The 15,778-nt window shown below is 43.3% G+C and carries 9 protein-coding genes; 4 read left to right on the plus strand and 5 right to left on the minus strand.

Annotation, left to right across the window (positions count from 1 at the left end):
* Positions 1–20: 20 nt before the first annotated feature.
* The 4 genes from OCU38_RS16850 to OCU38_RS16865 all read right to left on the minus strand — a co-directional run bounded on the left by OCU38_RS16850 (position 21) and on the right by OCU38_RS16865 (position 8,149).
* Entirely contained in the window at positions 21–395 is a 375-nt protein-coding gene (locus tag OCU38_RS16850) for an MAPEG family protein (RefSeq protein WP_261824608.1), read from the minus strand.
* A 356-nt stretch (positions 396–751) separates the two neighbouring features.
* Positions 752–2,932, minus strand: coding sequence for a 1,4-alpha-glucan branching protein GlgB (gene glgB, locus OCU38_RS16855; RefSeq protein ID WP_023404404.1), 2,181 nt, complete (start codon positions 2,930–2,932; stop codon positions 752–754).
* Between the two features lie 404 nt (positions 2,933–3,336).
* Entirely contained in the window at positions 3,337–5,523 is a 2,187-nt protein-coding gene (malQ, locus tag OCU38_RS16860) for a 4-alpha-glucanotransferase (RefSeq protein WP_261824609.1), read from the minus strand.
* Between the two features lie 172 nt (positions 5,524–5,695).
* Positions 5,696–8,149, minus strand: a complete 2,454-nt coding sequence (locus tag OCU38_RS16865) for a glycogen/starch/alpha-glucan phosphorylase (RefSeq protein ID WP_261824610.1) — start codon at positions 8,147–8,149, stop codon at positions 5,696–5,698.
* Positions 8,150–8,699: 550 nt separating this feature from the next.
* On the opposite strand from OCU38_RS16865, the gene malT reads away from it, so the two are divergent.
* The 4 genes from malT (at position 8,700) to OCU38_RS16885 (ending at position 14,987) form a co-directional block, all read left to right on the plus strand.
* Positions 8,700–11,405, plus strand: a complete 2,706-nt coding sequence (malT, locus tag OCU38_RS16870) for an HTH-type transcriptional regulator MalT (RefSeq protein WP_261824611.1) — start codon at positions 8,700–8,702, stop codon at positions 11,403–11,405.
* Positions 11,406–11,586: 181 nt separating this feature from the next.
* Complete coding sequence (locus OCU38_RS16875) at positions 11,587–13,488, plus strand: polysaccharide biosynthesis protein (protein WP_261824612.1); 1,902 nt, start codon at positions 11,587–11,589, stop codon at positions 13,486–13,488.
* A 45-nt stretch (positions 13,489–13,533) separates the two neighbouring features.
* Complete coding sequence (locus OCU38_RS16880; RefSeq protein ID WP_261824613.1) at positions 13,534–14,442, plus strand: NAD-dependent epimerase/dehydratase family protein; 909 nt, start codon at positions 13,534–13,536, stop codon at positions 14,440–14,442.
* Positions 14,439–14,987: a sugar transferase gene (locus tag OCU38_RS16885; RefSeq protein WP_261824614.1), complete on the plus strand. Its 549-nt coding sequence runs from the start codon at positions 14,439–14,441 to the stop codon at positions 14,985–14,987. The genes OCU38_RS16880 and OCU38_RS16885 overlap by 4 nt, the downstream gene beginning before the upstream one ends.
* A gap of 35 nt (positions 14,988–15,022) precedes the next feature.
* Here the strand turns inward: OCU38_RS16885 and OCU38_RS16890 are convergent, their stop codons facing one another.
* Positions 15,023–15,769, minus strand: coding sequence for a glycosyltransferase (locus tag OCU38_RS16890; protein ID WP_261824615.1), 747 nt, complete (start codon positions 15,767–15,769; stop codon positions 15,023–15,025).
* Positions 15,770–15,778: the final 9 nt, after the last annotated feature.

Raw genomic sequence — 15,778 nt, forward strand, 5'->3', positions numbered from 1 at the left:
AAAAGCCCCAAACAAAAGCGTTAGCTAAACACTTGCAATACGTTCAGCACAGCAAGTACCACAATGGTTGCAAATGTGGCAATCATGCCATATTTACGACCTTGCATTGTGCCGTTTAGCACCGCAAAACCGTGCGCAGCACGCCCAACGATAAACACCACACCCAACAAATGAATCAGCCACAGTGATGCGCCATTAAACTCGGCAAGCATCAATAATAATACGCCAATGGGAATGTATTCAGTGGCGTTGCTGTGCGCGCTCCTAGCAATAGCCAGTTCTTTTACTTGTCCGTCAGAGTGGGAAACCTGATGCTTGCGACGCTGTTTAATTACCTGTATCGATAAGTAACAGATCCAAACAGCTAATACAGCGGCGTAAAGGGAAGTGATCATAAGACTCCATTCTCAAAAAACACTAAAGGTGATGCGTCATTGTTAAACCCTACAGCGGAACTCTCAAGTGAATATTGAGCAATTTTGTAACAAACTCAATCATACACTACTTGATAAACGCTTTGGGTTAACAAATTATTTACCTAATAGTATCCTTTAAGAAACAACAAAATCAACCGTATAATCATCAACAAATAGAAAAATCTTCGGCTTTATACTTACTATAGACGTAAAAAATCTCGGACATTCATAATGATTGCCCGAGATTATAAATTGACCTTTCATACACTCGTTACTGCGCTATTCTTACCGCTCTTTACCGCAGTCACAAGTGATTTAAAGGTTCACTTGCCCTTTTATAACGCTTTCTTTTTATAGAATACAGTCGCTAATGGTGGCAATACCATATGAATAGATTGCTCTAGACCTTGGCTTTCCACCTTCTCTGTTTTCAAGCTCGTCGGCACTTCAACATTGGCGCCATGGTACTTGGCGTCATCTGTGTTTAGTAGCAGCTCGTAGCTAGATTCATTTGGGATACCTAAACGGAAATCATGATGCGGTACAGGCGTGAAGTTAGTCACCACCAGCACACGTTCACCGTTTTCATCAATGCGCTCATGCGCTAGCACACTGGCTTCCGCCTCATCTTGCAAGCGCCACTCAAAACCTTTTGGATCATAGTCTAACGCGTGCAGAGCTGTTTCTTGCTGATATAACTTATTCAAGTCACGGGTGAGGTTAAGTACCCCTTGGTGACGTTCATAATCAAGCAAGAACCACTGTAATTGATCGTCATGGTTCCACTCGGCGGTTTGACCAAATTCAGCGCCCATAAAATTCAGTTTTTTACCTGGCTGTGCGTACATGTAGCCCATATAAGCACGTAAATTGGCGGTTTTTTGCCACTCATCACCCGGCATTTTATCGTGAATTGCGCCTTTGCCGTACACCACTTCATCATGCGACAAAGATAATACGTAGTTCTCACTGTGTGCGTACATCAATGGGAAAGTTAGCGTGTTGTGATGGTATTTACGGTGGATAGGATCTTGCTGAATATAAGACAAGCTATCGTGCATCCAGCCCATATTCCACTTAAAGCCGAAGCCTAAACCGCCCAAGAAGGTCGGTGCCGATACACCAGGGAAAGCCGTTGATTCTTCAGCGATTGTCATGGCATTCGGGAAGTGTTTGTACACTTCTTCGTTCATCCACTTCAAGGTCGCAATCGCATCGTAGTTCTCATTGCCACCATCTTGGTTAGGTAACCATTGATCGTGACTGCGTGAATAATCTAAGTACAACATTGAAGCCACCGCATCCACACGGATACCATCAATATGGTAATGCTCAAACCAAAACAGTGCGTTTGACACCATAAAGCGGCGCACATGCTCACGACCTAAATCATAAATATACGAATTCCAATCTTGGTGCCAACCACGACGCGGATCAGGATCGTGATACAAAGGCGTCCCATCAAAGTTTGCCAAGCCATGATCATCTGACGGGAAGTGCGCAGGAACCCAGTCTAGCACCACGCCTAAGCCTGCTTGGTGACACTGGTCTACAAAGTATTTGAAATCATCTGGCGTACCAAAACGACTGGTCGGCGCAAATAAACCGATAGGTTGATAACCCCAAGAACCGTAGAACGGATGCTCAGAAATCGGCATTAATTCAACATGTGAATAGCCCAGATCAACCAGATATGGGATCAGCTGTTCAGCCAACTCACGATAATTTAAAAACTCACCATCAGCGTTGCGTTTCCAAGAGCCTGCGTGCAGTTCGTAGAAAGAAAGCGCTTGTTTGCGTTTTTCGGTCACAGGGCGTGTTTGCCATGCGTCATCTTGCCATTGGTACTTAGTTTGATCGTAAGTTACAGAAGCAAACGATGGATGTTGTTCGTGCTGGAATCCCCATGGGTCTTGCTTGTGTGGCAAACTCTCACCATTGGGGCCTTTTATCTCAAATTTATATTGAGAGCCTTCTGGCAATTCAGGAACAAATAAGCCCCAAATACCATAGTCTAGACGTTGCATCGGATGACGACGTCCATCCCATTGGTTAAAACCACCAATAAGACTGACTGCTTGAGCGTGAGGTGCATAAACTAAGAAACGAGTACCAGAAATTGTCTTTCCATCACGCTCTAGAGTGATGAATTGAGAACCCATGTATTTGTACATCTCTTTTGGAGTATGTAAATTCTCAAACTCTTCATACAATGCATGGTACTGGTACGGATCATCGATGATCTGCTCAGCGTCGCCCCAGTCAATTGCCAGTTTATAGTGAGTAAAGGTAAGATCTCGCTCTTGTGTCAACACAAACGCATCCATTTCGTCACGAACTAATTCAATACGTTCGTCACCAATAATCACTTCGACTCGATGAGCGCCCGGCATCCAAACCGTTAGGTAACGACCTTCTTCTCGAATAAACGGGCCCAATATTGAAAATGGGTCAGTTAATGCCGCCTGACTCAATTTCTGATAAGCACTTTTGATTTTATCTTGAGGCTTGTCCACGCCCAATCTCCTTCGATATTTAATTCTATTTATAATTTTTTTGGTGAAAGCAGCCAACTCTCATCCTAGCCATTTTTTATCCATCTTAACGATACTATTGCCACTAAGCTATATTCTTAACAAAAACATACACTTTAAAAACATTTGATTTGACATAATGACTTGCATATTTTGTGTCTATCGCCATCGACTCACTGCAACACCACTAACGATTATCAAACTGAGCCGGTAAGTTCAAGAAAGTGCAAAATGCCCGCACGATGCGGGCATATCAGTTCTATTGAAACTGTATCAAGATAGAAAAAGAACATTTGAGCAGCGTGTTTCTATATAGATAAAGCTATATATATGAAGCTATACATAACAAGCTAGATAACAAACCAAGCCGCCCAAATCTCTCATCATTATTTTTCTGAAGCTTGCTGACGAACTTCGGTCAATCGTTTTGCTATATGATTTACATCATCGCGCCCAAACATTTCATCTAAATTAACCGATAACTTGCGTCGCCAGTTTGGATACTCATCCACAGTGCCCGGAATGTTCACAGGCTTATCCATCTCTAGCCAATCTTCTAACTGCACACTAAGTAGCGAAGAGGCTCCCGCCGCCACATGCAGTTGTAAGCCTTCAGCAAGGAAGTTGTCCATAGGAACCCAAGCCGCATTATCACCAATACCTGGCGACAAAAACTGCGGGTTATTGTGACGAATGGTATTTAAAATGCCCTGCTTGCACTCAAGACGCTCATCAAATAAACGCGCTAATTGCTCTTCATTTGGGTACAAACCTAGCTCTTTACCTAACTTCAAATCATCACAATGCCAGAAACCGCGCAAGGTTGGCATATCGTGCGTACACAAGGCAGCCATAGATTGCTCTGGATATTGCGTTGGCTCGATAAAGTGCCCAGCATCATTATCTTCAAAGAAGAAAATCTTGTAAGAATGAACACCTGCATCACGCAAAATACCGACGATTTCATCAGGCACAGTTCCTAAATCTTCACCAATAACCGAACATTGGTAACGATGAGATTCAAGTGCCAAAATAGCCAGCATGTCTTCTACCGGGTAGTAGACGTAAGCACCTTTGGTCGCGTTCTCACCCTTAGGGATCCACCATAGGCGTAGTAGACCCAATACATGATCAATACGCAGTGCGCCGCAATGTTTCATATTAGCGCGCAGCAACTTAATAAACGGTTCGTAAGCTGTTGTTTGTAATGTTTGTGGATTAAGAGGCGGTAGCCCCCAATTTTGTCCCAAAGGCCCTAAAATATCAGGCGGAGCACCAATACTCGCATCAAGAATGAGATTGCCATTATCAGCCCAAGTTTCAGAGCCAGAATCAGCAACGCCAACCGCTAAATCACGGTACAAACCTAAGGTCATGCCTTTTTCTTGGGCTAAAGCTTGTGCTTCATTAATTTGCGTATCCGCGATCCACTGTAAGTACATGTAAAGATCGACTAAGTCTTTATTATCTTTAATGAATCGTTGCGTACCTGCGCTATTAAAGCGGCGATATTTTTCAGGAAAAGCAGGCCAACCCCACATTTGATCGTCAGCGTCATGCAGCGTTTTATGCATCGCATCAAAGGCCGCTTGATGCATCAGGCTATCGCCACCCTCTGCGACAAAGCTCAAGAAAGCTTGCGCACGCTCAGTGTTTTTATCTAAATGACGGGCTTTAAATTCGGCAAACAATAGCGGCAGAACTGCCATTTTAAGAGCGGAAACTTCGCTGTAATTCACATGTTGAATTTCACGCGCTTTTTGCAAACGCTGTTGAAACTCTGCACTGCCAACTTTTTGCTGTGCTTGTACGCTTAGCGCAAACTCAGGCACCGAGCTTACGTCGATGTACATGATGTTTAACCAGCGGCGCGAAGACGGACTGTATGGGCTAGCACCTTCTGGATTTGCTGGGAATAGAGAGTGAATTGGGTTTAAACCGACAAAATCACCACCGCGAGCGGCAATATCACCCACTAGCTGTTTTAAATCACCAAAATCACCAATACCCCAGTTGTGCGGAGTGCGCAGGGTATAAAGCTGAATACTTGGGCCCCATAGCTTTTTGCCTTGCTCAATATCCGCCTGTTTAAAACACGCTTTTGGGGTAATGATTAAGGTCATTTCATACGGTGCTTTGCGACGTTTGCGCGTCACTAACAGTTTGTGATAACCCCAGTTTATATCTGCCGGCAAAGCAAACACCAACGGCCCGCCCTGTTTGCGATCATCTCGGACAATTTGTGATTGCAAATAGCCTTCAAGAACTTCACCTTGTTCGGTTTCTAGACGCCACGCAAACTCACTTTCGCGAGCGCTGACACCCAAATTTAGTTCCACTTCTACTGATTCGTCATCACGAACCACTAGCACTGGCGCCAAGACATCTTTCTTATGTTTTTTTTCTGCAGATTTAAGCAGTGCTTCGTCACTACTGGTATCGTAGCCAAGAGCAGCAAGTAAACGCTCAATAGTCTCATCTTCAACGTTGGCAGGTTCTCCCCACGCGCTGACATAGTTATCGGCAATACGAGCCATTTCGGCGACTTTTTTTAATGCGGATTGTGTTTTCATCGCTCTCTCCGAAGACGAAACACGCCTTCAAACTTGTAAATTTGGTATCGGAAACGACGCGCTTAAATCAACAATAAGCGCTACTTTCCCTTACTTGACTCGCATGAGTCGTTATTCGTTTTTCAATTCATCATCCTAGCCCTGCAATGCAGAGCTAGGATGAATAGCACTATTAACGATGAACAGGCTCTAGTTTCCAGATGTTGTTCACGTAATCGCGAATTGAACGGTCTGAACTGAACTTGCCGACTAATGCCGTGTTCAAAATGGCTTTCTTAGCCCAACCCGATTGGTCTTTATACTGCTCACCCATCTCTTCGTGCGCTTTCACGTAAGAGGCGAAATCAGCAAGACATAGGTAAGGGTCACCGCCATCGAGCAAGCTATCAAATGTCGCGCGAAGCTTGCCTGGTTCACCTGGGGTGAACTCTTCACCTAGTAGAAGATCCATAGAGGCTTTTAGTAGATGATCAGCGTTGTAGTAATCAAATGGGTTGTAGCCACGAGCACGAATATCGTTCACGCCGTCAACATCTAGACCAAAGATATAGATGTTTTCATCACCCACTTCTTCACGGATTTCAACGTTTGCCCCATCCATAGTACCGATAGTCAGGGCACCGTTTAGCGCCATCTTCATGTTGCCAGTACCTGATGCTTCTTTACCTGCGGTAGAGATTTGCTCAGACACATCAGATGCAGGAATGATGATTTCTGCAAGGCTTACGCGGTAGTCCGGCATGAATACCACTTTCAGCTTGTTGCCAATGCGAGTGTCGTTGTTGATCTTCTCTGCAATCTTGTTGATCGCGTAGATGATTTCTTTCGCTAGGTGATAACCCGGCGCTGCTTTCGCTGCAAAGAACACCACGCGTGGAGCCATGTCAAAATCAGGTTCGTTCAGTAAACGATGGTACAAAGACAAGATGTGCAGCATGTTTAGGTGCTGACGCTTGTATTCGTGTAGACGTTTGATTTGCACATCAAAGATTGCATTGGTATCAAGCTCGATATCCATGTTCTCTTTCACCCAATTAGCAAGGCGCTGTTTGTTCTCTTTTTTCACTGCCATGTATTGCTTTTGGAACGCTTTGTCTTCTGCAAATGCAGAGATATCCGATAGCTGCTCCAAATGTGCTGGCCATTGGTCGCCAATTTTTTCAGTGATCAAAGCCGAAAGACCTGGGTTACAGAACTTCAACCAGCGACGAGGCGTCACACCGTTCGTTACGTTGTGTAGGCGTGTTGGATAAAGCTCATCAAACTCAGGGAATAGATCTTTCTTAACCAAGCTTGAGTGCAATGCCGCTACGCCGTTGACTGCGTATGAACCCACAACACATAGGTTTGCCATACGCACCATGCGGTGGAAACCTTCTTGGATAATAGAAAGTTTACGTTGCTTATCGACATCGCCCGGCCATTTAGCACGTACTTCCATTAGGAAATCGTGGTTAATGCGGTAGATGATTTCCATGTGACGAGGAAGCAGACGTTGAATTAGCGATTCTGACCAAGTCTCCAATGCTTCTGGAAGCAAAGTATGGTTGGTGTAAGCAAATGTCTTAGTTGAGATAGACCATGCTTTTTCCCAGCCAAATCCTTTTTCATCCACCAAAATGCGCATCAATTCTGGGATAGCGATGGTTGGGTGAGTATCGTTTAGCTGTACGGTTTCGTATTTAGGAAGATCAACCAGTGCGTGACCGGCTGCTTCGTGACGACGTAAAATATCGCGAATAGACGCTGCCGAGTGGAAGTACTGCTGCATTAGACGCAGAGTTTTGCCTTTCTCGTGGTTGTCGTTCGGGTACAGCACTTTAGTAATGTTGCCCGCATCGATAAGTGAGTGCTGAGCTTCAAAGTAATCGCCGTTGTTAAAGCTTTCTAGAGAGAAAGGTGCGATAGCCTGACATTCCCACAAGCGAAGTGGGTATACCGTATTTGATTCGTAACCGACGATTGGCAGATCCCAAGGCATCGCTTTCACTGTCATGCCCGGCACCCAGCGACGTTTTTCTTCCCCGTTTTCCATCACCACTTCTACGTAACCGTAAAAGCCAATCTCTTGTGCAATCTCAGGGCGAACCAACTCCCACGGATAACCTTCAATGCCGCGCCATGCATCAGGCGCTTCTTGCTGAGCACCCTCTTTGAATGATTGTTTAAATAGACCGTATTCATAGTGCAGACCGTAACCCACAGTTGGGAATTCTTGAGCTGCACATGAATCCATGAAACAAGCTGCTAGACGACCTAGACCGCCATTACCCAGTGATGGGTCGCGCTCTTCTTCAAGAAGGTCTGTTAGGTTAAAGCCAAGCTCACCCATAGCATCCGTTACTTGTTCGTACAGACCCATGCTGATCAAGTTATTACCCGTTAGACGGCCAATAAGAAATTCTAGTGATAAGTAGTTAACACTTTTTGCATCAGTGATTTTCTTATCGGTTTCGGTTTGCAGTAGATCAAGGGTTGTAAATTCAGCAAGGGCTTGGCCCATAGCCAAATACCATTGACGAGTAGAAGCGTTTTCTTCTGTTGTAGCGTAGGTCGCAGTAAGGTGTTTCTTAACGTTTGCTTGAAATTGCTTTTTATCAAATTTGTTTTGTTGAGCTGGTTTCATAAAGGAACTCTCATCTTTTATTAGTAATTTCCGTCTGTACCCATCATCCTTTAACGCCCACAAGGCTTCATCCTCCTATAGCAAGGAGGAGAAGGAGGAGTACTAGGGGCGTAGGGGGGGAGAGAAAAATGACTTATTGAGCAAAGTCTCACTATAGATGGCTAATCACGCGCTCAACGAGATATAAATCACACTACAAATGTAATACTGACAATTCATCAGCTATCAATATGAGATCTGACGCATTAAATTAATGATTTTAAATGAGACTTAGATCGTAATTATTTTTTAATAGTTGACGTTTTTTCTACAAAATTGTGCAAGCCTGAGAAATTGCCTTACTCAAAACAGGGACAGATTAGATCTCGGTCACAAATTTAAGGCGTAGAGTATAGAAATTGAGGAATAGTAGACAAATAAATAGCAGGATCAAAAGCATAAGGTTAATTTATTGGTATATAAGGTTATCACTCGCAGTAAAAATGTTATTTGTATTTAGCACTGTGACGAAAGTTGACTATCCAATAGTAAAATAAATAGGTACGTAAACATGTGGATCCCTTCGAAGCTCACTCGCCCTGGTCGTTTACATAATGCAATTGTTCGCCCTCGTGTATTGGATTTACTGCAACAAGCCCCTTTTTATAAACTCGTCTTGCTTCGCTCCCCTGCTGGATACGGCAAAACCACCATGGCCGCACAATGGTTGTCCGATAAAACCCATGTCGGTTGGTACAACCTTGATGAAAGCGATAACGACAGCAACCGCTTTATTAACTACTTCATCCTTGCCTTAAACAAAGCCACCGATAACGCCTGTAGCAATTCACAAGCCCTCATCGAAAAACGCCAATATTCATCGCTACATACCCTATTTGGCGAGATTTTTGCCGAATTGACCAATAACGTACACGAATCGTATTTGGTCTTTGACGACTACCACTTAATCACCAACGAAGAGATCCATGAGGCTATGCGCTTTTTCATCAAGCACATGCCAGATAACCTCACCGTTGTGGTCACCAGTCGCTCCAACCCGCCACTGGGCACCGCCAACCTGCGGGTGCGCGACTTAATGATTGAAATTAACGATGACTTGTTAGCCTTTGATTTAGAAGAGACGACTCGATTCTTTAATCTAAGAATGAAAGAAGAAATTGACGAATCTACCGCCAACGAAGTGCGCTCTTACGCCGAAGGTTGGCCGTCAGCCATGCAGTTAATTGCGGTGCAAGCACTGCAACAAAACAAACCCATTCAGCAATCATTGCGCAGTATTAACGACTTTAATCACACCCATTTATGGGATTATCTTGCCGAAGAAGTGTTTGATTTTGTCGATAGTGCCACCAAAGAATTTTTAATGCAGTGCTCGGTGCTTAATCACTTTAACGATGAGTTAATTATTGATGTCACCCAGCGTGATGATGCTCTAGCAATGCTAAATAGCCTGAATAAATTTGGCCTATTTTTAACTACCAGTTCCACCGAAAATAACTGGTATCGCTTCCACAATTTGTTTAGCGAGTTTCTAACTAATCAACGCCTGACGCACATGCCGCAAAATGAAGTGCAGCTGCAAACTCTGGCCGCGCAATCATGGCTTAAATTAGGTCGCCCAACCGAAGCTTTAGTGCACGCTCAGCGAGCCAAAGATTCCACTTTGTGTTCTAACATCATGCAAGAGCACGGCTGGAGAATGTTCAACAATGGCGAGCTCACCACATTAGAAAAAGCCATCGCAGAGCTTGATACCGACCAGCTATATAAAACCGCCAAACTGCCCCTACTGCGCGCTTGGCTTGCACAAAGCCAGCACAGATTCGCCATTGTTGGGGATTTGCTCGCAGAAGCAAAAGACGAGCTAGCAAAACGAAACATCGAGCTATCAGTTAAAGATAAAGGACAAGTGAACGCCCTGCGCGCACAAGTCGCCATCAACAAAGGCAATCCAGAAGAAGCGCTGCAATTGGCCGAACTGGCGCTTAGCCAAATAGACAATAACGACTTTAGAAGCCGCATCGTTGGCACTTCAGTAATTGGTGAGGTCAACCATGTATTAGGACGCTTAGACCGAGCGCTACCTATGATGCAACAAACCGAAAAGCTGGCACGTCAGTATCAAGTGTATCACCACGTATTATGGGCACTGATTCAGCAAAGCGAGATTTTAACCGCGCAAGGTTACATTCAAGCCTCATTCGAGCTTCAAGACCAAGCCTTTAAAGTGATTGAAGAGCATCACTTCCAACAAGTGCCATTACACGAACATTTGCTTAGAACCCGCGCCCATATTCTATGGTGCTGGAACCGCCTTGATGAAGCCGAATTAGCCGCCTACAAAGGTATCGAAGTGTTGGCGAATCAAGAAAGCCGACACCTACACAACTACGCTATCTTGACCCGCATCGCACTAGGTCGCGGTGAGCTAGATAAAGCAGGACGCTTTGTAAAAAACATCGACGAGCTGCTTGCCGAGTCCAACTACCACGTAGATTGGTCAGCGAATGCGTCATTCTCGCAGCTGCTCTATTGGCAAGCCTGCAACGACATTGACGCCATTCACAACTGGCTAGCACAAACCGAACATCCAAAAGATGCCACCAACCACTTTAACCAATTACAGCTGCGTAATATCGCCCGCGCTCAAATCGCCTGCGACCGCCTAGACGAAGCGAGCCAAACTATCGCCAAGCTACAGCAACAAACCCGCGAGCATCATTTAGTCACCGACACCAACCGCAATCTGATTGTAGAAGCCGTACTCAACATCAAACAAAACAACGAAGCGCAAGCCTGCGAAAACCTACAACAAGCCCTCAGCATGACCAACCAAACCGGCATGCTAGGCAACTTCATCGTAGACGGCGCATCCATCAATAAACTCTTAGAAAAACTGGTCAACAAAGGCCACCTAGCCGATTTAGAGCGCCACCGCGCCCTACAAATCCTAAAAGAGATCGGCAATAAACAGCGCAGCCGCGCCGTCCATTTCGACGAAGACTTCGTCAACCAACTAGTCAACCACCCCAACATCCCAGAACTGATCCGCACCAGCCCCCTCACCCAACGCGAATGGCAAGTGCTAAACTTAATCTATTCAGGCTTCAGCAACGAACAAATCGCACAAGAACTGGACGTGGCAGGGACTACGATCAAGACGCATATTAGGAATTTGTATCAGAAGTTGAATATTGCCAATAGGAAAGAAGCGATTGAGACAGCGGAGAATTTGTTGCGGTTGATGGGGTATTGAGTGGCTTCTAATCACACAGCCAAGTGAATATGAATCCATAGAATAGCCGCATAATATTCATGTAATCTTCGTCTTATAAGGGCTTGTCACATTCAAGCGATTGATAATTAACCGATGATCTGCAGACAACTGTAACGATAAACGTTAAGATAAACATTGGATTGTCATAAGATGCGCCTCAATGTTCAAACTTAAAACTATTTGGGATTTACCACGAGTCACTAAACGCACCATTAGTGTCGTAGTTGACTCAATTTTCATTATCACTGCCTACTACGCCGCTCACTGGGCACGTTTGGGCGATTTGATGTGGCTTCCCAAATATGATAATCACAACGTACTGCTAGGCACGTTGGTCATTACTATTTTTGCATTTACTAAATTAGGATTGTACCGTGCTGTGCTAAGGTACCTAACCTTCCATGCTCTGTATGTCGTTAGTTTAGGAACGCTGATCTCTACCTTCTCTATAGGTTTACTTGCCTATTACTTCAATTCAGATGTACCACGTTCAGTCCCTGTTATTTATGGTGCATTCCTGGCGCTATCATGTGGTGGTAGCCGATTAATTATTCGCGTACTAGTTAGTCAATCATTTGATAAAAACCGTAAAAATGTTCTTATTTACGGCGCAGGCTCTGCAGGCCGCCAACTAGCGCTTGCCCTTCGCACATCCGAAACTCATAAAGTAGTCGGCTTTATCGATCAAGATAAGACCCTAGACAACACTATTTTAATGGGGCTTAAAGTACTTAAAACCGCACAAATTGAAAAACATATTGATCGACACAACGTCAAACAAATCCTATTAGCGATACCTAGTGCTTCTCGATCTCGCCGCAAACAAATCATTGATGAGTTAGTTAACCTACCTGCCGAAGTCCTCACTATTCCTGATATGGGCGATATCGTTTCTGGTAAAGCGAAAATTGATGAATTTAAAGACGTCGCAATTGAAGATTTACTCGGACGAGATCCAGTAGAACCGCAACAATCGTTAATGGAAGCTAACATTAAAGACAAGATTGTGATGGTTACCGGCGCTGGAGGTTCAATAGGCTCTGAACTGTGCCGTCAAATATTAAAGCAAAAACCCAAATCCATTGTTCTATTTGAACTCTCTGAATTTGGCCTTTATCAAATTGATAGAGAGCTGCAACTACTTTGCGAAGAAAACGATTTAAATGTTGAGATAATCCCACTTTTAGGATCTGTGCAACGTATTAATCGCTTATCTGTGGTGATGAGAACCTTCAAAATCCAAACGGTCTATCACGCAGCAGCCTACAAGCACGTACCATTAGTGGAATACAATACGGTAGAAGGCGTAAGAAACAACGTTTTTGGTACATACAACACCGCAAAAGCCGCAATTAAAGCTAAAGTTGAATCATTTGTGTTGATCTCTACTGACAAAGCCGTGCGCCCAACTAATACCATGGGTGCGAGCAAACGAATGGCAGAACTCTCTTTACAAGCCTTAGCTGCAGAGCCCTCACATAACACCCGCTTCTGTATGGTGAGGTTTGGTAACGTACTTGGTTCGTCCGGCTCAGTAATCCCACTATTTAAAAAGCAAATTGCTGCAGGTGGTCCAGTAACAGTAACTCACCCAGATATCATCCGCTACTTTATGACCATTCCTGAAGCTGCACAGCTGGTAATTCAAGCCGGGTCAATGGGCAAAGGTGGTGACGTATTTGTTCTAGATATGGGTGAACCCGTACGTATTGCTGACTTAGCAGAGAATTTAATTAACCTATCAGGGTTAGAAGTTAAAAACGCAGAAAACCCACTGGGTGACATCGAAATTAATTACTCAGGCCTTAGACCTGGCGAAAAACTCTATGAAGAATTGCTCATTGGCGACAATGTAGGAAAAACCGCCCATGAAAGGATTATGACTGCAAACGAGGATTATTTAACCCTAACTGAATACGATTCGTTAGCGCAAATACTTGATAAGGCATGTCATGATTTTGACCACCAATCGATACGTCAAATTTTATTAGATGCACCTACGCAGTTTAATCCGACCGATGGTATTGAAGATCTTGTTTGGAAATCCAAACAAATCAATTAGCACTATATTGAAGTTAAAACCCGTTACACCAATAAAGGTATTCAAGTGTATAAATATTTAGTCACTGGCGCTAACGGTTTTGTTGGTTCGGCGCTAATGGAGCGTCTATCTGATCAAGCAGTAGCGGCAGTTAGAACAACCAGCAATTCAACATTTATTAATACTAAACACATAGATGATATAAACTCAAACACTGACTGGAGCGACTGCCTAGAAGGTATTGACGTCGTAGTTCATTTAGCGGGCATTGCTAGCAAAAGTGGTTATTCGAGCAATGAATACAACGAGATCAATAATCTAGGAACAGTTAAATTAGCAAAAGATGCTGCAGAGAACGGTGTAAAAAGATTTGTCTTTGTAAGTACTATCGCTGTCATGGGCCTAACAGGCACATTTACTGAAGAATCTGAGGTAAAACCTCAAAATGACTACGCCAAGTCAAAATTAGCTGCGGAACAGGGGCTTCACCAATTAGCATCTGAAACTAACATGGAAATAGTCATTCTTAGACCCACCTTAGTTTATGGTGCCGGGGCAAAAGGTAATTTCGTTGTATTGCAAAAACTAACGGAGCGCCTACCTGTCTTGCCTTTCGCAATGACTAATAATAAACGTAGCTTTATCTCACGTGAGAATCTCGTTGATTTAATCATAACCTGCGCGACAAAAAATGAAGCTGCAGGACAAACATTTTTAGCCTCTGAAGGGCCAGCGCTCTCAACGAAAGAATTTACCAATGCAATCGCAAAAGGATTAAATTCTCGAGTGACTCAACTACCCTTCCCAGGATCTATTGCTAAAATCTTATTTAAACTGATTAATCGCCCAACAATGTACAGTCAGCTATTTGAAGATCTAGAAGTAAAATCAACCAAATTAAAAGACGTCCTTAACTGGACGGCACCAAAATCAATTGCGCAAAACATGGCAGAATTAAAAGAGACAAAACAATGATAAGAATATTCGACTTCCTATTTTCATTCTTTGGCCTGATATGCTTATCGCCAGTGCTAGTCATAGTGACTATCTCGGGTTACTTTGACACAGGTTCCCCTATTTTTATGCAAACTAGAATGGGCAAAAACAAAAAGCCATTTACCCTAATAAAATTTCGCACCATGAATGTAGAGACGAAATCAGTCGCTAGCCATCTTGCAAGCAGCAGTTCCATTACAAAGTTTGGGCAGTTTTTAAGAAAAACTAAACTCGATGAACTACCGCAATTGATCAACGTATTGAAAGGTGAAATGAGCCTGGTTGGTCCAAGACCGAACCTTATGACACAAGACGACCTTATCCAAGAAAGAGAGTCTCGAGGTGTTTACTTAATACTGCCTGGCGTTACAGGGCTTGCTCAGGTTAATAATATTGATATGTCTACGCCTCAACACTTAGCTGAGACGGACAAGAAAATGATTGAGGAAATGTCTGTAAATAATTACTTTAAGTTTATTATTATGACGGCTACGGGCAAAGGGACTGGTGATGCGATAAAATAAGCCAAGAGTAATATGCAATATCACTCTTTATTCAATCAATTTCGTGGATCAAATTTCTTCATGAAGAAATATAACTTGTGCTGAACAACACTAGGTAAAAATGACCTAAAAAAAGGATAAAAACACATGATAGATTTAACAAAACCTAACCTCAATGACATAGTCCCTTTAAACCCAATTATGCCTTGCTGAAACGCAATCTTAGGATTTTGTCTTTTGTTCGTATCTCGGTCATATCGATAAGCAATCAACGGCTTATCAATATTTTTAAAGGTACCACCTTGCTTTGCTACTCTAAACCAAAGTTCATAGTCTTGTCGGCGCTTCAAATTAGGGTTGTAAGCACCGACATTAACGATAATTATTTTTCGATACATTACACTTGGGTGTAATAGTGGACAACACCAAAGTTCTTTATAAATATCGTTGTTATTTATGGGATTAGAACGAATCCCTTGGAAGTTTCCGCTGAAATCAATCAATTGTGCAAAACTACCAACAACATCTGCTTCAGGATTGTTTAAAAAATATTGTTCTTGTATTTCAAGCCGATCTGAACGGCAATAATCATCTGTATCTAAACGAGCGATTAGCTCCCCCTTACAAACTTTTAAACCGGCGTTAAGAGCCTTAGCTAAGCCTACGTTTTGCTCTAATTTTACCAATTTAATATTAAGTTTCTTTTCAAATCGATACACTAAATTTTCTAGCTTCTCAGGAATAAAGCCATCAAATACAATAACGACTTCATCCGCTAAGCGAGTTTGCTTTTGCAAACTCATCAAACATTC

This window comes from Vibrio neonatus, from assembly GCF_024346975.1.
GTDB lineage: Bacteria > Pseudomonadota > Gammaproteobacteria > Enterobacterales > Vibrionaceae > Vibrio > Vibrio neonatus.

Bases quoted from the DNA above. Each gene is read 5' to 3' on its own strand.
- OCU38_RS16850 (WP_261824608.1), bottom strand. From the start codon at position 395: ATGATCACTTCCCTTTACGCCGCTGTATTAGCTGTTTGGATCTGTTAC.
- OCU38_RS16885 (WP_261824614.1), top strand. From the start codon at position 14,439: ATGATAAGAATATTCGACTTCCTATTTTCATTCTTTGGCCTGATATGC.
- OCU38_RS16890 (WP_261824615.1), bottom strand. From the start codon at position 15,769: ATGAGTTTGCAAAAGCAAACTCGCTTAGCGGATGAAGTCGTTATTGTA.
- malT (WP_261824611.1), top strand. From the start codon at position 8,700: ATGTGGATCCCTTCGAAGCTCACTCGCCCTGGTCGTTTACATAATGCA.
- OCU38_RS16865 (WP_261824610.1), bottom strand. From the start codon at position 8,149: ATGAAACCAGCTCAACAAAACAAATTTGATAAAAAGCAATTTCAAGCA.
- malQ (WP_261824609.1), bottom strand. From the start codon at position 5,523: ATGAAAACACAATCCGCATTAAAAAAAGTCGCCGAAATGGCTCGTATT.
- OCU38_RS16875 (WP_261824612.1), top strand. From the start codon at position 11,587: ATGTTCAAACTTAAAACTATTTGGGATTTACCACGAGTCACTAAACGC.